The organism is Nocardia puris (genome assembly GCF_036051655.1).
GTDB lineage: Bacteria > Actinomycetota > Actinomycetes > Mycobacteriales > Mycobacteriaceae > Nocardia > Nocardia puris.
In genome coordinates this window covers 4,150,525-4,169,613 of the sequence record NZ_CP107943.1, presented here as the reverse complement: position 1 = coordinate 4,169,613, position 19,089 = coordinate 4,150,525, and the positions used below count along the sequence as shown (strand labels likewise).

18 protein-coding genes and 2 pseudogenes are annotated in these 19,089 nt (G+C 64.8%); 8 read left to right on the top strand and 12 right to left on the bottom strand.

Annotated features, from left to right (window positions below; all coding sequences use genetic code 11):
- The first annotated feature begins 1 nt into the window (after nucleotide 1).
- On the top strand, nucleotides 2-931 hold the full coding sequence (locus tag OHB21_RS19145; protein ID WP_029894366.1) for a reductase: 930 nt from the start codon (nucleotides 2-4) through the stop codon (nucleotides 929-931).
- Nucleotides 928-2,451 carry a flavin-containing monooxygenase gene (locus tag OHB21_RS19140; protein ID WP_081872531.1) on the top strand — a complete coding sequence of 508 codons (1,524 nt, stop codon included), beginning with the start codon at nucleotides 928-930 and terminating at the stop codon, nucleotides 2,449-2,451. Before OHB21_RS19145 ends, OHB21_RS19140 begins: the two co-directional genes overlap by 4 nt.
- 13 nt (nucleotides 2,452-2,464) lie before the next feature.
- Here the strand turns inward: OHB21_RS19140 and OHB21_RS19135 are convergent.
- From OHB21_RS19135 to OHB21_RS19120, 4 genes and pseudogenes are all read right to left on the bottom strand, one after another.
- Nucleotides 2,465-2,626, bottom strand: a pseudogene (locus tag OHB21_RS19135) (IS5/IS1182 family transposase); the annotation flags it as partial.
- A gap of 1,078 nt (nucleotides 2,627-3,704) precedes the next feature.
- Entirely contained in the window at nucleotides 3,705-4,745 is a 1,041-nt protein-coding gene (locus OHB21_RS19130) for a BtrH N-terminal domain-containing protein (RefSeq protein WP_029894362.1), read from the bottom strand.
- Nucleotides 4,739-5,956, bottom strand: coding sequence for a cytochrome P450 (locus OHB21_RS19125; protein WP_029894359.1), 1,218 nt, complete (start codon nucleotides 5,954-5,956; stop codon nucleotides 4,739-4,741). Before OHB21_RS19125 ends, OHB21_RS19130 begins: the two co-directional genes overlap by 7 nt.
- Nucleotides 5,953-6,501: a PaaI family thioesterase gene (locus tag OHB21_RS19120; protein ID WP_029894357.1), complete on the bottom strand. Its 549-nt coding sequence runs from the start codon at nucleotides 6,499-6,501 to the stop codon at nucleotides 5,953-5,955. Before OHB21_RS19120 ends, OHB21_RS19125 begins: the two co-directional genes overlap by 4 nt.
- 235 nt (nucleotides 6,502-6,736) lie before the next feature.
- On the opposite strand from OHB21_RS19120, the gene OHB21_RS19115 reads away from it, so the two are divergent.
- Nucleotides 6,737-7,393 (top strand): TetR/AcrR family transcriptional regulator, encoded by a 657-nt coding sequence (locus tag OHB21_RS19115; protein ID WP_063726243.1) that lies wholly within the window; start codon nucleotides 6,737-6,739, stop codon nucleotides 7,391-7,393.
- 283 nt (nucleotides 7,394-7,676) lie between these two features.
- Here the strand turns inward: OHB21_RS19115 and OHB21_RS19110 are convergent, their stop codons facing one another.
- Genes OHB21_RS19110 through OHB21_RS19100 form a run of 3 tightly spaced genes read right to left on the bottom strand, consistent with a single transcriptional unit; the run spans nucleotide 7,677 to nucleotide 10,641 of the window.
- The gene (locus OHB21_RS19110; RefSeq protein ID WP_029894353.1) at nucleotides 7,677-8,879 is read right to left on the bottom strand and encodes an NAD(P)/FAD-dependent oxidoreductase; all 1,203 of its coding nucleotides are present in this window, start codon (nucleotides 8,877-8,879) and stop codon (nucleotides 7,677-7,679) included.
- Nucleotides 8,876-10,264: a cytochrome P450 gene (locus OHB21_RS19105; RefSeq protein ID WP_029894351.1), complete on the bottom strand. Its 1,389-nt coding sequence runs from the start codon at nucleotides 10,262-10,264 to the stop codon at nucleotides 8,876-8,878. The genes OHB21_RS19110 and OHB21_RS19105 overlap by 4 nt, the downstream gene beginning before the upstream one ends.
- 56 nt (nucleotides 10,265-10,320) lie before the next feature.
- Nucleotides 10,321-10,641: a 2Fe-2S iron-sulfur cluster-binding protein gene (locus tag OHB21_RS19100; protein ID WP_029894349.1), complete on the bottom strand. Its 321-nt coding sequence runs from the start codon at nucleotides 10,639-10,641 to the stop codon at nucleotides 10,321-10,323.
- Between the two features lie 238 nt (nucleotides 10,642-10,879).
- Between OHB21_RS19100 and OHB21_RS19095 the strand changes: the two genes are divergently transcribed.
- Complete coding sequence (locus tag OHB21_RS19095; RefSeq protein WP_228791278.1) at nucleotides 10,880-11,788, top strand: AraC family transcriptional regulator; 909 nt, start codon at nucleotides 10,880-10,882, stop codon at nucleotides 11,786-11,788.
- Between the two features lie 300 nt (nucleotides 11,789-12,088).
- Here OHB21_RS19095 and OHB21_RS19090 read toward each other — a convergent pair.
- From OHB21_RS19090 to OHB21_RS19075, 4 genes and pseudogenes are all read right to left on the bottom strand, one after another.
- A pseudogene (locus OHB21_RS19090) lies at nucleotides 12,089-12,340 on the bottom strand (transposase); the annotation flags it as partial.
- Between the two features lie 12 nt (nucleotides 12,341-12,352).
- A complete protein-coding gene (locus OHB21_RS19085) occupies nucleotides 12,353-12,475 on the bottom strand; it encodes a hypothetical protein (RefSeq protein ID WP_268808379.1) in 123 nt (40 codons plus the stop codon).
- Nucleotides 12,472-12,738, bottom strand: coding sequence for a hypothetical protein (locus OHB21_RS19080; RefSeq protein WP_148310748.1), 267 nt, complete (start codon nucleotides 12,736-12,738; stop codon nucleotides 12,472-12,474). The genes OHB21_RS19085 and OHB21_RS19080 overlap by 4 nt, the downstream gene beginning before the upstream one ends.
- A gap of 554 nt (nucleotides 12,739-13,292) precedes the next feature.
- Entirely contained in the window at nucleotides 13,293-13,799 is a 507-nt protein-coding gene (locus OHB21_RS19075; RefSeq protein WP_148310747.1) for a hypothetical protein, read from the bottom strand.
- Nucleotides 13,800-14,088: 289 nt separating this feature from the next.
- Here OHB21_RS19075 and OHB21_RS19070 point away from each other — a divergent pair, with 289 nt between their 5' ends.
- A complete protein-coding gene (locus OHB21_RS19070) occupies nucleotides 14,089-15,414 on the top strand; it encodes a helix-turn-helix domain-containing protein (protein ID WP_148310408.1) in 1,326 nt (441 codons plus the stop codon).
- An 832-nt stretch (nucleotides 15,415-16,246) separates the two neighbouring features.
- On the opposite strand, the gene OHB21_RS19065 is transcribed toward OHB21_RS19070, so the two are convergent.
- Complete coding sequence (locus OHB21_RS19065; RefSeq protein ID WP_067514100.1) at nucleotides 16,247-16,774, bottom strand: SRPBCC domain-containing protein; 528 nt, start codon at nucleotides 16,772-16,774, stop codon at nucleotides 16,247-16,249.
- Nucleotides 16,775-17,814: 1,040 nt separating this feature from the next.
- Between OHB21_RS19065 and OHB21_RS19060 the strand changes: the two genes are divergently transcribed.
- The 3 genes from OHB21_RS19060 (at nucleotide 17,815) to OHB21_RS19050 (ending at nucleotide 19,047) form a co-directional block, all read left to right on the top strand.
- A complete protein-coding gene (locus OHB21_RS19060) occupies nucleotides 17,815-18,423 on the top strand; it encodes a transglycosylase SLT domain-containing protein (RefSeq protein ID WP_195125703.1) in 609 nt (202 codons plus the stop codon).
- Between the two features lie 67 nt (nucleotides 18,424-18,490).
- On the top strand, nucleotides 18,491-18,802 hold the full coding sequence (locus tag OHB21_RS19055; protein WP_195125702.1) for a hypothetical protein: 312 nt from the start codon (nucleotides 18,491-18,493) through the stop codon (nucleotides 18,800-18,802).
- Nucleotides 18,799-19,047 (top strand): hypothetical protein, encoded by a 249-nt coding sequence (locus OHB21_RS19050; RefSeq protein WP_228791188.1) that lies wholly within the window; start codon nucleotides 18,799-18,801, stop codon nucleotides 19,045-19,047. Before OHB21_RS19055 ends, OHB21_RS19050 begins: the two co-directional genes overlap by 4 nt.
- Nucleotides 19,048-19,089: the final 42 nt, after the last annotated feature.

Genomic DNA, 19,089 nt, shown 5'->3' with positions numbered 1-19,089 from the left:
GATGCCAATCGATTTGCACCACACACTAAACACCGTCAAACAGCGTCAATGGGCACTCGGCGACTTCGACTGGGAGGAGCCCGGGGCGGACGCGATAACGACCGAGCAACGCCCGCAGGTCAAACAGTTCATGTCTGATCTTGTCTGGATCGAGCAGGTCGGCTCGCGAGCGTTCATAGCGCTCGCCCATCAAACCCACGACACCACGCTGAAAGAGATCTACCGCTACTTCCACGCCGAGGAGCAAAAACACGCGAACGCCGAACTGGCCCTGATGCGCCGATGGGGCATGCTCGACGACGACGAGATCCCCGAACCGAATACCAATATCCGGCTTGCCATCAACTGGCTGGACAACTACGCCGACGATCTGCCGCTGTCCGTTCTGGGCTCGGCCATTCCAATGCTCGAGGTGGCGCTCGACGGAGCACTACTGAAGTTTCTCCTCGAGGAGATCAAAGACCCGCTGTGTCACAAGGTCTTCCAAAAGATCAACGCTGATGAGTCCCGTCATCTGGCTGTAGACTTCCACGTGCTGGACATGATCGGAGCGGGGCCGGTGCACCGACTGTTCATCGAAGCAGCCGGCACCGCGCTGCGCCCATCCATGCTCATCGGCATCCTCACCGGGTTGCCCCTGCTGACCCGTATGCACGACAGCATCATCGCGATGGGGCTCGACGAACAGAAGCTCTTCGACGCGATTCGGAAATTCGGCGTAATCGGAGACCGCAGCGTAGCCACCCGCCGCAATCCGATTTACCACGTAATCAAGTATTACGGCGAAATGGTCATGGACCGGTCACACCCCTATCACCTACTGGTCGGCAACGCTCTCCTGACGATTACTGAACGTTACCCTAGAAAATGGCTCGGACCGGTTCCCTCGTGGATCAACGAACTCACCTACCAACCGGTGTCCGCAGCATGATCGACAAGAGGCAGCAGCAGCGCGATGACCCCGGGAAAACGATCCCCGCCGTCACACGCGTGCTGATCATAGGTGCGGGGTTATCAGGAATCGGTACCGCAATTCGATTGCGTTGCGCGGGTATCGAGGACATCGTCGTACTCGAGCGCGCGACCGGACCCGGCGGCGCGTGGCGCGACAACGTCTACCCGGGTGCGCATTGCGATATTCCGTCGGTGCTGGGCTCGTTCTCGCTCGCCCGGAATCCGCGAGGGAGCCATGAATATTCGTCAGGTGCGGACATCCTTGCCTACATCCACGACGTGATCGCCCGTCACGGTCTCGAACGACGAATCTGGTACGGCCGCACCGTGATCGGACTCGACTTCGACGAAGCCGCAGGGACCTGGCGGGTGCGTACCTCGACCAGTGGTGGCGAGGAGGTCATCACCGCACGCTCGGTCGTGATGGCCGTTGGGCCGTTATCCAACACGAGCAGGCCCGACATCGTCGGTATTGACGGCTATCGCGGTCACAAGGTATACAGCGCCCGATGGGACCCCAGTCTCGACGTGACCGGACTTACGGTGGCGGTCGTCGGCACCGGTGCCACTGCAGTTCAGGTCATCCCGGAGTTGGTGAACCGGGCCCGTCACGTGACCGTGTTTCAGCATACGCCGAGATGGGTCCTACCTCACCCGCAGTACAGGGTGCCAGCGTGGAACAGGTCGTTGTTCGAGAAACTTCCGCTCACCAAGGATCTGACCCGGACCGCCTACTTCTGGGCACACGAGGCGATGAGGTCCGGTGTGGTGTGGCCAACGGGTCTCACCACTGCATTGGAACAGGTGGCCAAACTCCAGTTGAGACGTCAGATCAAGGACAAGTGGACACGACGGCAACTCACACCGAACTATCGGGCCAACTGTCAGCAATTGCTTGTTTCGAATGCGTACCTTCCGGCTCTAGATCGGGACCACTGCAAACTCCTCACCTTCCCGATAGTCCGTCTCACCGAACGCGGTATCCTCACCGTCGATGGTGTCGAGCGCTGCTTCGACACCATCGTGTTCGCAACCGGATTCGACGTACCCTGCAAGATCGGAACGCCATTCCCCATTCGTGGTCGTGACGCCCACCTCCTCCGGGAAGAATGGGCCGAGGGCGCCTGCGCGTACAAGAGCGTCCATGTTTCCGGTTACCCCAACCTGCATTTCACCTTCGGCCCGAACTCCTGTTCTGGTCGCAATTCGGCGCTGTTCTTTCTGGAAGCCCAGATCGACTACATCGTCGAGTCGGTGCGGATGCTCGAGCGATGGGGCCTGCGATACCTCGATGCGCGTAAGTCAGCGCAGGACCGATTCAACGCGGGTATTCGGCAACGCTTTTCCGGGACGACCCGGAATTCCAGATGCGCCAGCTGGCATCCGACGGAAGATGGATTCAACCCCACCATATTCCCGGGCTCGGCGCGCCAATTCCGTGCCCAAATGGATGAGTTCACGCTCTCCGACTATCACGCAGTGAGCCTTTCCGAGTAGCGGTGTGTCGCGGTCAGATGCTGCGACCGTGTTGAAGGTGTAGCAACACCAGAGCAGCCGCGGTGATCGCACCGATTCGCCAGGGGCACAAGCTGACTCGGCGCAGGGCCTTGAACCATTCGATTAGCGCGTTGCCGCGCTCGCCGACCGCGCGAACCTGGTTGTGGGCCTTGTTCGTGGCCGCCTACAGCCGGGAACGGGAGCAACTGCAACGAGGCACGATCGGCCGCAGGACGGCGGCCCGTGCACGCCGTCCTGCGCGGCGAATCCGTCGATGCCGACGAGCTGTCGCTGGCTCTGGGCCACGGCAATTCCGGACGGCGCTGATTCTCACCGCCGACGAGAACGCCGCCGAACCGGATGTCGTCCGGGCGCTCGAACGACAGGCCGCGGAGTACGCCACCGCCATCGGCGGTTCCCGTCCTTTGACAATCCCGAGTGCCGCCCGCAGCTTGTGGGCGTGGGTGGCCTCACCCAGACCGCCTGGGGAGACGGTCTCGCTCCCGCGACCGCGTGCGGGCATTCGTGTCGCGATGGGGACCGCAATCCCCGGGGTGACCGGTCCAACGAACTCGGGGGGTTTAGAACCGGAGCAGGAGCAATCCCGCCACCGCACCCCGGGCCTACTCAGCGATCGCAGGGTCGTGTTGTTCAGTTGCCCAACAGGATTCGCTTTCGTATTGACTGAACTATCAAACTTGTTCTCGCAGTTCAGGAGACAGATCTGGAGTCATTGATCTACGGTCGTTGCCCATGGCCTCGAACGAGGACGAGCAGCGGGATCTGGCGGTCCTGGTGGATTCGGCGGCGGGGGCGTTGGTCGCGACGGGCGATCGGTGGGAGCCATGCCGTCTGGTCGATCGCGACAGGGTGCCGCGTCGTTCTTTCGCGAGTTGCTGGCGGCCGTGACGCAGTCGGGCTACGGTTCGCTCGTACGGCGCCTCTGCCCCACCGACACAGGTCCTCGATCAGAACAGACCTCCCGATCCCGTCCAGGCTGGCTGCCCGAGACGAAATCCGCAGTCCCGCACGGTGATTCCCACGTTCACCAGGTAGTCAATCGGCCAGGCAGGCACCCAGCTCTACTCCGGCAGCACCGCCACGGCTACGCCGCAGACCTTCACCATGACCACCTCACCGCTCGAGATGCGCGGATACGGAGCCGAAAACCCTTACAACTAGAGGGTTTTCGATCGCTGCAGACCGGCCCACATCCACAGGTTGGAGCCAGCTCCGCTGTTACGGAGGCTGGTTCAGAGTGAGCTGGCGGCGATGGTGAGAAGATTTGCCAGAGCTTCCTCCAACTCCGGTAGCAAGGCTGCCTCCTGGGCTACCCGGACCGAGCGTAGCGATGGGGTCTCGTCGGATGTAGCGATTTGGGCGAGCCTCGTCCATGATTGCGCGGCCAGCCGTGCTGCGCTTGCGGCCGCGTCGACATGCGGGTTACGCGTGTGATCGGCAAGATCGACGCACCCCTGAGCGAGGAGCCGACGAAACAGGCCGCCTCCGGTGCCCGCTTTTTCGATGAAGGCGGCGAGTGCCCTGAGCACGGCCTCGAGGTCGGCGTCCCCGAAGATGTCGGGCCAGCGTGTGACATCGTCGGCAAAGCAGCGAACGCCGTCGAGTCCGGTGCCGGACACACCGTTCGCGGGTGGTGCGGCGATGGCACTCGGTCCCCCGTGTCGCAGGGTTGCCGCCGATTGTTCGAGTGCCGCGGCAGCCATGGACGGGAGGTCGGGCGCGGCGGAAGGCCATTCGACCATGTAGGTGGCGTGACGTGTGGGTGTCGGGAATCCGGTGGAGGAGCGGGCTCGTGCCAGCGCGTCATAAGGCACCGTCTGGATCTCATCGCGGTCGTTGTCGACAACATATGCCACGCGGGTCTCGTCGTCGTAGCCAACGATAACGATGTCGTGGCGGCTCATGCGCAGTCGTACCCGTAGGTACGGCAGTTCAGCGATATCGGCCCAGACCATGACGGGCCGGCCGGAGTCCAGTTCGGTCGTCACCCATTTCCAACCGAGAACGGGATCGTCGGTCTGACGTAGTTCGACCTTCGCGCCGAGGCGCCGCAACAGGTCGACCTCCAAATCGGCACCACGCCCCACCAGGTATATCGGCGGGTTCAGCGCATCGACGCGCAGGTACGCGAAATCGAGCGCACCGCCGAGGGTGAACACGAGTCCTTCGCTGAGCTGACCACCCCAGCCAAGTCCCGCCCAGGTCATGAGATCGCGCAACGCACCCGACCCGCAATGGCCGCCCTTCTGGTGCGGGTACGGCAGAACTAGCATCCGGTAGCCACCTTCAGACTCGACAGACCGCGGAAGGACAACCCCGTGCGCCATTGAGGCTGTTCGACGAGCCTCATGCCGGGAAAACGCGCCGTGAGGAGCGGGAAGAGTTCAGCTCCTTCGAGCCGGGCCAACGGCGCGCCGAGGCAGAAGTGAATGCCGGCGCCAAACGATAACGGCGGGATCCCGGTTCGGGTGATGTCGAGCCTATCGGGGTCACAGAATCGGTCCGGGTCTCGGTTGGCCGCCCCGAGCAGGGTCAGTACAACCTGCCCAGGGTGTAGGTCGACTCCCGCCAGCCGTGTCGGCTCGAGCACCGTGCGCCCGTTGGTCTGGACCGGCGAGTCGTAACGCAACAGTTCTTCGACGGCATTGCTCGCCAGGTCGGGCCGGTCGCGCAGTAGGTCCATTTGGTCGGGATGGGCTAGCAGCGCGGCAACCCCGTTACCGATGAGGTTTGTGGTGGTTTCGAACCCCGCCGCGAACAACAGAATCGCGGTGCCGACGCATTCGTCGTCATCCAAGACGTCGTCGCCGTGCGCGACAGCGAGTCGGCTGAGCAAGTCATCGGCGGGGTGGGCGCGTTTGACCGCCAAGAGGTCTGTGAAATACGTGGCGAGTTGGTCTTCAGCTTCACAGGCGGCGGTCAGCGCCGCGACGTCGGCGCCGGGTTCGAGTGAGGCGACCAGGGCACGCACCAGAGGCGCTGCCACTGCTCGATCGGCCACTGGCACTCCGAGAAGATCGCCTATCACATTCACAGGCAGCGGAAGCGCGAGATCGGTGATGATGTCGGCGAAGCCCTGGTCCTCGATGACATCGAGCAGGTGCTGGATCTGCGTGACGATGCGGCCGCGCAACTCTTCGATGTGCCGGGGGGTGAACACGTCAGCGACCAGCCGACGCAGCCGGTGGTGGTCCGGCGGGTTGCGGAACAGCATGGTGCGCCGGAACCGATGCATGGCCTGATGTTGCAATTCTTCAGGAATCTCGGACAAGCCGAAGCCCAGTGACTCATCGGCCTTGCCGAGTCTACGGTCGCGGAGCGCGGCCGCGCAGTCGTCGTAACGGCTCAACACCAGCACACCCGATCGCGTGACAAACACGGGCTGCGTCTCGCGCAGGCGCCGGAACGCCTCGTAGGGCCCGGCTGAGCCGTGATCGGTGAGCAAAACGTCGAGGAGCAGTTCCCTCTCGGTTGGTGCGGTCATGACTGCCTCCGAGTGGTCGCCTGCGACTGGAGGAAGTGTTCGGCCTCGACCACGATGAACAGGGCGGTGGCCGTGGCTACCGAGCGTCCCTCCGCATCCTCCATCCTGGCCGCGAGATTCAATTTCCGGCCATCCCGCGACCGCACATCGGCATGCAGGGTGTAGGGAGTGTCGAGCAGAACCGGGGCGAGATAGTCCAGGTCAAGACGGCGTGTCACAGCGAGTTCGCCGACCGTGTAGAGCAGGAAGCCAAACAGGTCATCGATGACGGTCGCCACCGCGCCGCCGTGTGCTATCCCGGGCGCTCCCACATGACGCTGGTCGAAAAGGTGGTGAGCGACGACGCCGTCTCCGCAGCGCCGCACCGACAGGGAATGCCCGTGCGGGTTCGCCGGCCCGCAACCAAGGCAATGGGGATGGTGTGGCGGCAACTCGGGCGAGCCGGACTCCAGGAACCGGAACGAGCGCGCCCAGTCCTCCACTTCGGGGTTGGACGACCAACTGACCGCATCCGACCTACCGACCTCATCCGAAGCCTTGCCCATGGTCAGACCTCCCTGTCGACTGACGCGCACCCAACACCGGTCTCGTGTGTGACCGTGATGCATCTACCATTGGAGACAATCAGCACATATTTGTCAACAAATGATCAGAAGTCCGTCGCGTGTCACATCATGGTTGCAACAAGCGGCGGCGATCACGCCAAAGTTGGACACTCGAAGAGAGGCGAGGAGATTGTCAACTCATGAACAAAACTGGCATTCTGTTACGCTCGGTTGAGTGGTAGAGGAATCGGTGAGGCTGTCGTTCAGACGGCACCTCCGCGAGACGGCAATCCGCGCGGCTCGCACCCTGACTGTCGAGAAGGGCTGGGAACGGGTCCGCTTCGGCGAGGTCGCCACGCTCATCGGGGTATCACGTGCCACCTTGTATCGAGAGTTCGGCGACAAGCAAGGCCTTGGGGATGCGCTCGTACTGTACGAGGCGGAGCGGTTCTTGAGCGGCGTCGAGGATGTGCTCGCATCGCACAGCGGAGCGGTGCCTGAATCGATACGCGCGATGGTGCGCTACACCCTTGACGAGGCTGCGGCCAGCCCGTTGCTCAAAGCCGTCCTCACCACTCCGGGTAGCAGCCCTCGCGACGAAACCGGCGTCCTCCCCCTGCTGACAACCTCTGCTTCCATGCTTCAGCTCGCGTCCGAGCGACTGGTCGCCTCGTTCGGCCAACACTTCCCCCGCCTTGACCTCGATGACGTCGCCGACGCGGTCGATGCGCTCATTCGCCTGACGGTCAGCCACCTCGTACTACCGGCCGACGACAGCACCGAAACGGCACGCCGAATCTCCGAGGTGGCGCTGCGTTACCTCGAAGCGGGCTCCACGGACCTCACACCGGATGGGGCAGCCGCGAGCCACAGCGCGGTACCCAGCGGGTGAGACTGCTGACCTGCTCGACGATGCGTGTGTTCAGGGCTGGATCTGCGAAGCCAAGTACGCGGCGAGTTTGCCCGGTCACGACGAGCCGTACCCGTCGATCGAGGAACAGCTCGCCCCCAGATATGGTCCGGCGTGATGGCGCGGATTCACCACGAACGGCCACCTACAACCGGTGGGCACACCAAGCCCGCCATGAACGAACTTGGTAGCGATCGAGCCTGGCTCCAAAAAATGCGGGCACGCACTCGCTGTTGTCAGATCACCGTCCCGAGGACCCGCCTCATCAGGCCGAGCGGGCGAGCACCAGTTCCGCCCGGTCGATGGGGAGTTGCTGCGTGATGACCCGCTTGCTGTATATGAAGTCACGGGGGCGGTTGATGCAGTCGGCCGCAATGAGCTCGCCCGCACGCAGGTAAAAGCAGGTGAAGTCGCGGTCCAGGGTCGGATCGCCGCTGAGGACGACTTCGTCGTAGCCGGTGTTGAGCCCGGCGATCTGGAGCTTGAGGTTGTATTGATCTGACCAGAACCACGGAAGCGCCGCTATCTTCTTGGACTTCCCGCAGACGGTCGCGGCGGCGACTTTGGCCTGCTCGCCCGCGCTCGGCACGGACTCGAGGCGTATGCGACGGCCGTAACGCGCCATGGTGTGGCTGGCGCAGTCCCCGGCGGCCACGATGTCGGGGTCGCTGGTCCGGGTCTGGTCGTCGATCACGACGCCGTTGTCGACGGCCAGACCCGCGGCGGCGGCGAGCTCGGTGTTCGGCTCCACGCCAATGCCGACGATGACGAGGTCGGCCGGAATTGCTTCGCCACTGGCCAGGACCACTTCGCGGACTCGGCTGTCGCCGGACAGCGCCTCGACCAGCGCGCCCGTCCGGATGTGCACACCCGACTCCCGGTGGATGCGGGCGAAGAACGCCGACACTTGGGGGGCGGTGACCCGTTCGAGGACACGCTCGGTCGCCTCGAGCACGGTGACCTCCAGACCCAGCGCACGTAACGAGGCAGCCGTCTCCAGTCCGATGTAGCCGCCGCCGACGATCACGGCCCGACGTCTGGGGCTGGTGGCCTCTCGGATCATCTCGACGTCTGCGGCGGTGCGCAGGTAGTAGACCCCGGCCAGGTCGGCTCCCGGGGCGGAAAGCCGACGAGGGCGGGCTCCAGTGCACAGCGCGAGCTTGTCATAGGGCAGTGCGTCGCCGGTGCTAAGTAGGAGGTGACCAGCCGAGCGGTCGATCGCCTCCACCGTCGCAGCCAGCAGTCGGATTCCCTGCTTGGCGTAGAATTCGGCGCTGCGGATCGCGAGCCCATCGAGTGTGCTCTTCCCGGCCAGGTATGCCTTCGACAGCGGCGGGCGGTGGTAGGGCAGTGTCGACTCCTCGCCGATGAGGACGATCTCACCGGTCCAGCCTTCCTGGCGCAGACTGGCCGCGAGTTGGACCCCGGCATGGCCGGTCCCGACGATGAGGGCTCGCCGCGAGCTCATGCGCTGGCTTTCGGAGTGAGGCGGACCATCATCTTGCTGATACCTCGGACGAAGTTGGACTGCACGTACTCGGGCTCGCCGACCACCTCGATGTTCTCGAAGCGAGGAAGCAGCTCCTCCCAGAGAATCCGTAGCTGCAACTCGGCCAGCCGGTTGCCCATACAGCGGTGGACGCCGAAGCCGAAGGAGATGTGGTTGCGGGCGTTGGCCCGGTCGATGATGAACTCGTCGGGCCGTTCGAACACGCGCTCGTCGCGGTTGCCCGAGGCGTACCACATCACTACCTTGTCGCCCTTGCGGATGAACTGCCCGTTCAGCATGGTGTCCGCCTTGGCGATCCGGCGCATGTAGGCCAGCGGGGTTTGCCACCGGATGATCTCCGAGACCATGTTGGGGATCAGGCCGGGGTTCGCCTTCAGCTTGTCGAACTGGTCAGGGAAGCGGTTCAGTGCGAGAACACCGCCGCTCATCGAGTTCCGGGTCGTGTCGTTGCCTCCGACGATCAGCAACACGAGATTGCCCAAGAATTCCATCGGGCGGTCGATCAGGTCCTTGGTGTTCTCGTTGCTCTGCAACATAGTGATCAGATCGAAGCCGGGTTCCTCCCCGGCAGCTGTCCGGGCCGCCTTGTCGTGCCAGAGAGCGCTGAGACCGCGCGCCATGTCGCGCATGGCGGGGAAAATCTCGTCGTTGTCCGAGGGACCGCCGTTGGCTTGCTCCATCGACGTTGCGAGATCTGACCAGTAGACGAGCTTGCGACGCTGCTCGTACGGGAAGTCCAGTAGAGTCGCGAGCATCCGAGCGGTCAACTCGATCGAGACGTTCCGCACCCAGTCGAACGGCTGATCCACGGGCAGGTTGTCCAGCACCTCCTGGACACGCGATCGGATCAGACCCTCCATCTCACGCAGGTTCTTCGGTGCGACAACACCTTGGACAGCGGCCCGCTGCGCGTCGTGGCGCGGTGGGTCCATCGCGATGAACATCTCGATATCAAGGAAACGAGGCGGGGCCCCGATGATAATGAACGGCTCGGCGGAGAAGAGCTCGTGGTTCTTGTCGACGGCCACGATGTCGGCATGCCGCGTGACGGACCAGAACGGACCGAACGGACTGTTGGGCTGATAGTGGACCGGAGCCTCGTTGCGCAAGCGCTCGAAGTAGGACTGCCAGCGCCCCTGACGATAGAGGAAGGGGTTGCTGAGGTCGATGTCGGCGAGCTCGACGTCCTCGACCGGCGGGATGGGGCTCTCGACGAAGAGCTTCTCTCCGTTCGTCCCGGTCACCCACCGCTGGGTCTTGTCATACAGATGTGCGCCCTGGATCTGAAGATCCATCGGGATCGTCGACTGAACTTTGGTGGTGATTGCTTCAGGAATCTTCATAACCTTGGTGGTGATTACTTCAGGAATCTTCATCACGTCTTAGCTGTCTCTCGTAGTCACATCTGGAACTCAGGTAGTTGGACGATCAAGCCGTCCCACTCCGCGGCGGCCGTCATCTGGCAGGACAGCCGGGAGGTCGGCTGGCGCTCGGGGTTCATCGCGAGCATCTCCTCCTCCTCGGGGCCGGAGAGGCCGACCTGCCCGGACCATTGCGGATCGACGATCACATGGCAGGTGCCGCACGCGGCTTCACCTCCGCAGTCGCCGTCGATGCCGGGCACCGCATTGTTGGTCGCGACCTGCATCAGCGACTGACCCTCCTGGAGAGGCACCTCGTGCTTCTGGCCGTCGTGGGAGACAAAGGTGACAACTGCCATAGCCAACTCCTGATACGTAGTCCTCAATCTGAATACTGGGTAAAAGTCTTGTCGACGATGAGCGCTACGACTATGTTCGACGGAGTCAGAAACTTGTGAATTCGGCTCAGCGAGACGATGGTGAACCTCAATGACGAGGGTGTGCACCAATGACGCGGGTGTGCCCCCGCTCGTGTTCGTGCAACTGCTCGAGAGCCAAGCGCTCGACCCCGACGCCGTCGCACGGCTCCGCACCATCATGGCTCGCGAAGGAACCGACGAGGCGACGCTGATCCAGCGTGACGCCCAGGTCCCGTTACGGTGGTTTCGGGAGGTATACCCCGAACTCGATGTCGATCAGGCAACCCTGCTCGGTTTCGCGTTCGCTGAACAGGCCCAGTTGACGTCCTTCGGCCCGTTGAGTTTTCCGCTGGTCAGCGCGGGCTCGGTGGCCGAGATCGTGGAGCTGCTCACCTATCTGCCGTTGATTTCGACAGCGGTCAGCCCACAGTTCCATCCGAGTGAGCACGGCCTCACCGTCGGGCTCACCGGGCACACACGTGATCCGGCGCTGGACTGCCTGGTCGTCACCTACAGCGGGTCGGCGCTACTGCGACTGCTCGACATGCTCGCCGGAGAGGTACGAACTGTGACACTCCATCTGAGTTGGCCAGCGCCGGCCTTCCCGACCAATCGCGAGGACATGCTGGCCGGGCGCCTGTTCTTCGACGCTCCGATGTCGTTCCTCCATATACCCGCTGACACTCTCAACGAGGTCTGCCGGTTCTCTGATCCCGTCGCGTATCGACTCGCCATCGTCGATCTGCGACGAACTCTCGACCAGCGCAGCGGAACCATATCGTTCTCGGAGAAGGTGAGACGGTTGTTGGAGAAGGATCCCGGACAGAGAAGTAGTCAGTCGGTCGCACACGAGCTGTCGATATCCACCAGCACGCTCAAGCGTCGCCTCGCCGATGAGGGGACCACCTTTCGCGGGTTGTGCCAGTCATTCCTGCGCGAACGCGCGGTGCTGCGGCTACTCGACCGATCAATGTCGGTAAGTGAGATCGCCACTGACCTCGGATACAGCGACCTCACCAACTTCTCACACGCCTTCAAGCGATGGACCGGCCGCTCTCCGAGCGAGTTCCGGCACACACAACGCTGAGTTGCCCAGGGCAGTCCGGAGACAAGATGGTTCGGCCTGTCGCTTCCGGTCCAATACTGGATCTGGCACGAGTTTCGTGATCCCGTCTGGTCGGGTTGTTCAGTCGCTCATCAGGATTCGCTTGCGAAGCAGGTCGGGTTTGGCCCGGCCGAACATCTGACGTTCGATTATCTTGACCCTGTTGACGTGGCCCTCGACGACACCGCTGCTCCATGACAAGGTGAGTCTCGGTCGTCGGCCCGGTGTCGATGAGGTCGACAGTCAGCGAATCGGGTTGTGTTTCCGCCACATTCGCGTTGTTCAGGCACTCGCGATGGCGGCGAGGGTGCGTTCGACGGCCTCGCCAAGGTTGTGCCACAGATGCCAGCGGTCGGCGACTTGCAGGGCAGTCGGTGCTCCGGCGGTGGCGACGTCGGCAAAGGCTCCCGCGCGGTCGCGGCAGATGATCTCGACACCAGGGTGCGCTCGGAGCCAGGCGGCCACCGTGTCGGCGGTGCGGTCGTCGAGCACTTCGACCGGCCGCCGGGACTCGACGTCGATCAGAATCGTGCCGTAGTCGTGGCCTCAGCGCAGCGCGAAGTCGTCGACCCCGCGCACCCGCGGCGTCGCAGGTTGCGGGTCGGGCATCGCGCGGATCTTGCGCAACAACGTCATCCGGCTCACCGACGCCGCCAGGTTCCGGGTCAACCGAGCCCCGGCGCGGCCCACCCACTGCCAGCGCGACCGACCGCACCCAGCACGCGCTCCAGCAACGTGGTGCGCCGCGCGAGCCCCGCCAGGCCGGGGAGCTGTTCGGCGAAAGTTCTTCGGTCGCAAGCGGAGTTGCTGCAGAACAACCGGCGCTCATAGCGGCTGTGCACCGGGCTCGACACCTGCCCGCAGTCCGGACACGGCACCGGTGCCTCGGGCGCGCTCGCCTCGATCCGGACGACGGCACCGGCCTCGACCACGCTCTCAATCCGCAGCTCACTCAGGTGCGGGAACAGGACCGCCAACGGCCCGACAGCAGAGCACGCGCGACATAATGAATCATCAACGGCCAACGCGCATCCCGATTGGGTCAATCACTCAATCTGTGCCAGATCCACAGTTGGGCCGAAGTTGACACGCCCACGCAATCCCCATCAACACCGGATGAGTTGAATGGGGAGGCCGTCGGAAGGGACCGGCAACGATGTGTTGTCCCAGCGGACACGGTAGCCTGCACGCCACGCGCGACGAGATCATCGACAACGTCACAAATCAGTTCACCGCGAGTGCTCGGCGCAGATGATGCTGACACAAGCAACGCCGAGAGGGCGGATCGGGCTGCTGGCATTGCAGGCCTCCTGTTGGTACCAGTCGGTGGTCGCGCACGATTCGTCGAGGATGCGCCTCTTGCCTGGGCTTGTCCGCCCGCAGATACCGGGTCGATACCGGCGGCGGGGAACGTGCTGGACGAACCCACCGGAGGGTTCGAGGAGAACCCAACCGCCCGATCCCGCCGAGAATTTGCCGCGGACGGCTACGTGGCGCGTTGCCCCGGCTTTTCGAGAGTGGGACTTGTGAGGGCTCCGGAAGCCATGGTTGAGTACTCTTCCACGTGTTCGGCCAGCCGGTGCCAGGCGGCGTGGACGGCCGGATCCGCCGGGTCGCCGTTCATCAGGAGATGGTAGGCGTGGATCTGGCTGCCCGCGAGGGTGTCGATCAGATCGCCGAGTGATTCGTGGCGATGTGTGATCGGCGGTTCGAGATGGGTGAGGTGGGCTGTGGCCCAGCCGTCGATCGCTGTGATGAGAGAGAGTCTTTCCGCATCGATGGCAGCGGAGTTCGTGAGTTTGAGTGCGAATCGATGCAGGGTTCCCAACTTGTTCGCGGGAGTGCTCAATGGATGGCCGCCCCTACTGTCACCGCGTATCGCCGCGAGTAGTTCCGCGCCGGTTGGTAGCGAAACAGCGTGCTCGGAGGGCACTGCGGAGAGCGGCTGCAGTGGAACACGATCGGCAGCCGCGGCGTTGGTGGACGGTGTCATGCTCGACTCCCGCGGTTGTTGGTTGCAGGTCGGTGGTGGCACCCGACGCGAGGTGATTCCAAATCGGTGGGGCGGTGCCGGACCGATTCGGTGGCGCGGGCACCTCGCGCCAGGTGCACGAATGATTGTTTCGCGGCCGAGCAACTATCGGGAGACCGGTCCCGCCCCCCATTGAGCCCCCCATTTTCGCGGCGGGCTCACCGGGTTCGGTGCAGGCAAGCTACCGTTTGGCCAAGCTCGGGACGCGGGAAGGGTCGGCTCGGTGGTGCCATCGGCGAGAAACCAACGGTTGGATCACATGATCAAGCGGCGGGGTTGGACACGCCGCGACGCCGCTGATGCCGTGAATGTGGCATATGAGCAAATCACCGGCAGACCAGGGGCATACACCGAGGAACGAATTCGTCGCTTGATCAGGGGTGAGATCACCTGGCCGCATCCGGAATACCGGCGAGCGCTCGAAGAGGTATTCGGGGTGCCGGTATCGGACCTGGGGCTGTTCAATCGCCGACGCGGGGTGGACGCGTATGTGAGCACGGCCCAGGGCGGCAATGGTGTTTCGGCGTGGGACATCGAGGCGATGGAAGGGAGGAGCGAGATGAACCGCCGGAACGTGATGGAGGCGATCGCGGTTCTCGGTGCGGCATCGCCGGCGGTCCTGGTCGGCACGAGCGGTGGCGACGAGACCGAACGGCTGGCCGGACCGGTGTCGGCACCGTGGCGTGTCGACGACGCGACGTTCGATATCGTCGAGGTCATCGTCAACCACGCGAAGCTGCAAGACGATCTCCTCGGCCCACGAGCGGCCCTCGGGACCATGCTCAGTCAGGCGCGGCTGATGGATTCGTTACTCGTCGGTGTCGACGGCGGACGGTTACGTTCGCGGGCACTGGTGCTGCGTAGCCATATAGGCGTGTCCTCCGGGTGGCAATGTTTTGATCTTGGTCATCACAGCGCTGCCGCTGCACATTTCACCGTTGCGCGTGAAGCAGCCGATGAGGCCGGCGCGCACGACACGTCGGCAATGGCAATGGCTGAGTGGTCCTGGACGGCCGGGGCGATCGGGGCCGCGACGCTCGCACTGGATCTCGCCGCCGCCGCGGAGTCCCGCGCCGCGGTCGCCGGTGACCCGCGGCTGCGCGCGCACGCCGCCGGGATCGCCGGGGTGGCCCTGGCCAGGCTCGGTCACGCCCGCGAAGCGCGCGCCGCGTTGACGCGCGCCGTGACGCCCGACATCGAGGCGGTCCGCGATCCCGCGGAATCGATCGCATACTTCTGCGATCCAGCGCACATCGCGCGACTGCGCGCGGAAACCCTCCGGTGCACAGGCGACACGGCGGCCGCGATCAGTGCGGCGACCGAGGCGATCGCGCTGCAGCCCCGGCGCGACAGCGCTGAAACCTACGTGCTGCTCGGCACGCTCCACCTCGAGGCCGACGATATCAACGCCGCCGTCGCCGCATTCTTGACTGCCGCCGACACCGCTAATCAATCCCCGCGGGTAGCCGGCCAGCTGAGATCAGCGCAAGATGCTCTCGAAACCGCGGCGCCACGATCGAGCGCTGTCCGATTGCTCGACGATCGACTCAGCGACCTGCAACCTCCGGCCCCTTGACTGCCAGTCCCCCGGACCGAACCCGCAGACCACGCTCGGTCGGCAGCCGGCGAGTTCGACGGAGGAATCCGTAGCGGGTGCCATCCGGTGGGCGATATCGACTGGGGTGTAGCAGGATTCGAACATCACAGGTCCTCGGCCAAGCCGCCGCAGTAGGCGGTCGCGGCCACGTCGGCCAGGCGATCAGACTGCCGCGCAGGCCGCGCGGAGCGCTTTAAGACAATCTATCCGCCGCTTGACCGGCCTGGATACGAGGGCTACCTTCTAGCGCATGAACACCTACAGTCAGGCTGTGGGTGGAGAAAGTGTGACAAAGTCCCTGATGGCGCACTCCACTCGATAGCAGGCCCATGCCCACGGAGGGCGTGGGCTTTTCTCGTTTCGTCGTGTTTTGCGGGGGCGCAGCCCCCGCGCCCCGCCCGGAGGGGCTTCGCCCCCCGGACCCCCTATTGTGGCTGGTTGCGTTGGGCGGGGGTGTCGCGGATTGTGCTTGGGCTTGCTGCCTGAGGCCCATTGTGGCTGGGTGCGTTGGGCGGGTGTGTCGCGGATTGTTCTTGGGTGTACGCCTGAACGCCATCGTGACTGGTCGCGTTTGTGGGGAATGTCACGTTTTGGTGGGTGGACTTCGGGGGGTTGCGCACCTCTCTCTGGTCCGCCGGGCGACGCACGGCGGATCTCGTCCATGAGTAAGCGGTCCCGTGTTCGCGAACGGGTGGCGCGTCGCTCGTGCACCGGGGTATCTCGGTGCGTCACCAGTCGCTGAAGCTGTGGCGAGTTTGCCTGCCCCACAACAGGAATGAAGCGTCGCGCTGCCGCCGGATCGGCCACCCGGTCAGCGACGGGGCCCGAGGGCCGCGGCGAGACCGTTGAGGCGCAGGGTGGTGCCGCCGCGCAGGTGGGGGAAGTCGGCGCTGCCGTCGCCGGTGCGGGCGAGGAAGGTGACCTGCTCGGTCCACGTCAGGAGACTCGTGCCGGGGGTGTCGTCGGCGAAGAGAATGGTGGCCAACGACGCCCAGCGCGGGATGTCGTCGACGGTCGATTCGTAGGCGAAGACGATTCGCCGGTCCGCGACGATATCCAAGTAGTGCGACCGGTAGGTGAGGCGTTCCGGTGGCGAATCCAGCACGGCGAAAGTGCTGTGCGCTTCTTCGCCGCCGCCGACACGGAACTCGTGGCGGTAGGTCGCGTCCGATCCGGGCAGGCGGAACCAGCGTCGGCGGATCGGCTCGTCCGCGAATGCGGCGAACACCGATGCCGTTGGGGCGTCGAAGTGGCGGGTGAGGGTGAAGCTATGGTGCCGGACGTCCAGCGCGGGATGCGGCGGCGAGACGGCCTCCGTATGAACATTCTGGGCTGACATGTCGCCTCCTCCGCGCCAGCCCAGGGGGCAATGGCTCGTCGGTAAGGAACACGGACGGTGCCGCGATCCTTCCCTCGCGACGAAATCGCCACCTCCATAGATGAATTCGCCTACTACCGCCCTGAGGACGGCCGGACCCGAGTCCAGCCACGGACGGTCGGCGGCACGGCCTGGCCGACTCAGGAAGAACAAGCGGCCGCGGATCAGTTCGGGGTGCGAGTCAGGGCCGTTCGACGGTGGGGAGGATTTCGGTGAGGTCGGCAGTGCCGGGCAGCCAGGTCGGAGCGGCGGTAGTGCTGAGCCCGGGGTGTTGCGGAACAGCACCACGCGCCATTCTCCGGGCGGCCCGCTGCGCGACGAGTGATTGGACGGCCGTTGGCGTCCGGGTTCAGCGCGGACCGGGCGGATGGGATCATGCCGGCGATCGCGCGCAGCAGGACGAGGGTGCCCAATGGCCGGGGTGCGTGATCCGGGCGTTATAGAAGGTGGCTCCAGAGGGTCGAATCGGCCCCCGGAGTCCGGATTGCCCTATCCGTGGCGCCTGTTACACGACTTCTTCTGTGACCTCGGGCACAGGATGTTTACCCGCAAACTCCCTGCATAGATCGCGTTTCGATAACGGCTTCCTGGGCTTTTCAAGATCGGTGACCCCATCCGTTCAACTCTCGTTCACCCGCCGTTTACCTTCCGTGACCATTCTGCAATGCGGGTCGAAGAAGAGACCTGAAGTCGGTTCGACCGAACGAGAACTGAACATCAGTCGGAATCGGCCGGGAGGGCACAGCGCCCCGAGAACGGCACCTTCCGACTTCGCTCCACCGTAGTGGAGTTCCGCGCGACGTCGCGGGGCGGGGCCCATGCGCCCGCCGCGACTACCCCGAGCCAGGGGCGCGTTCCGGGGACCCGGTGTCCCCCACAACCAAATCCACACAACAGCACATCGATCTCTGCCCGACGAGCGCTCCGCGCGCCCGCCGCCGGATTCGTGCTGCCTCGCGCGGCCCGGACCCGACCCTGTCCCCGAACAAGGAACGATCCAGATGCCTGACAGTCGCCTTTCCACCCTCCGCCGCACGACCCTGCGCGAGGGACTGACCTTCGCCGTCGCCGCGGCCGGAATCGTGGCCGTCACCGCCTCCTCGGCGGTGTCGGTGGCCGACGACAGCACCGCGCCCCGCGTCGCGATGATCGCCGAGCAGGAGCAGACCGAGCCGGCCGAACTGGTCGCCGAGGCCGCCCCGGTGGCCGAGCCGGTCGCGGAGGTCCCCCAGATCGACGAGCTGATCGCCCAGCCCGCGCCGATGCCCGAGCCCGCCCCGCCGGTGTACGAGAACAACCTGGACGGCTGGATCCGCCAGGCGCTCGACATCATGCGCGCCAACGGCATCCCCGGCAGCTACGAGGGCATCCACCGCAACATCCTGCGCGAGTCCTCGGGCAACCCGCAGGCCATCAACCTGTGGGACTCCAACGCCGCCAAGGGCATCCCGTCCAAGGGCCTGCTCCAGGTGATCGACCCGACCTTCGCCGCCTACCACGTGCCCGGCACCCCGTTCGACGTGTGGGATCCGGTCGCCAATATCGTCGCCGCGTGCAACTACGCCGCGCACCGCTACGGCAGCATGGACAACGTCAACGGCGCGTACTGATCCACGCCCCTCGAACGCCCCGCCCCGGCCCCGGCCGACGGCGGGGCGTTCGTCGTAGGATGCCCCCGTGGCCGATTACGCGCACACCGACGCGTCGGTCAGCCGCCGGGCCGAGAAGGCCCGCCGCTTGGCCGTCTACCTGTGGGACCGCGACATCAGCGGCGCCGAACTCCGCGACATGCCCGCCGCGACCCGCCGCAAACTGGCCCGCGCCGCCGACACCAACCCCCCCAGCACCGACGAGACCTGGCACGCCGTGGCCGACCTCCTCGACGAGAAGAACGCCTGGGCCGACCGCCACCCCGCCCACCCCGCCGCCCGGCGCGCCCACGCCGACGAGAAACTGCTCTGGGTGAAGCCCCCGATCACGCCTTGGTGAACCGGCATTCGGATCTCCACGGACCCCCGTGCCAGGTCCTGTCGTTCCGCGTCATCGTCACCCTCGAAACGACCTTGGCGCACGTCTGCGACCCGCCCGCCGCCCTGCAGATCTTGACCGAGAACCCCGTTCTGGGCAGGGAGTTCGCCGAGCCACCGGTCGGACTGGCGCACCTCGGCGCCTGTCTGGATCGCCTCGCCACCGGTCGGGTCGAAGGAAAAGTCCTCATCGACCCCGCGGCCTGAACGCCCGAGATGGCTGCCACCACCGCGATCACGAGGATCGGC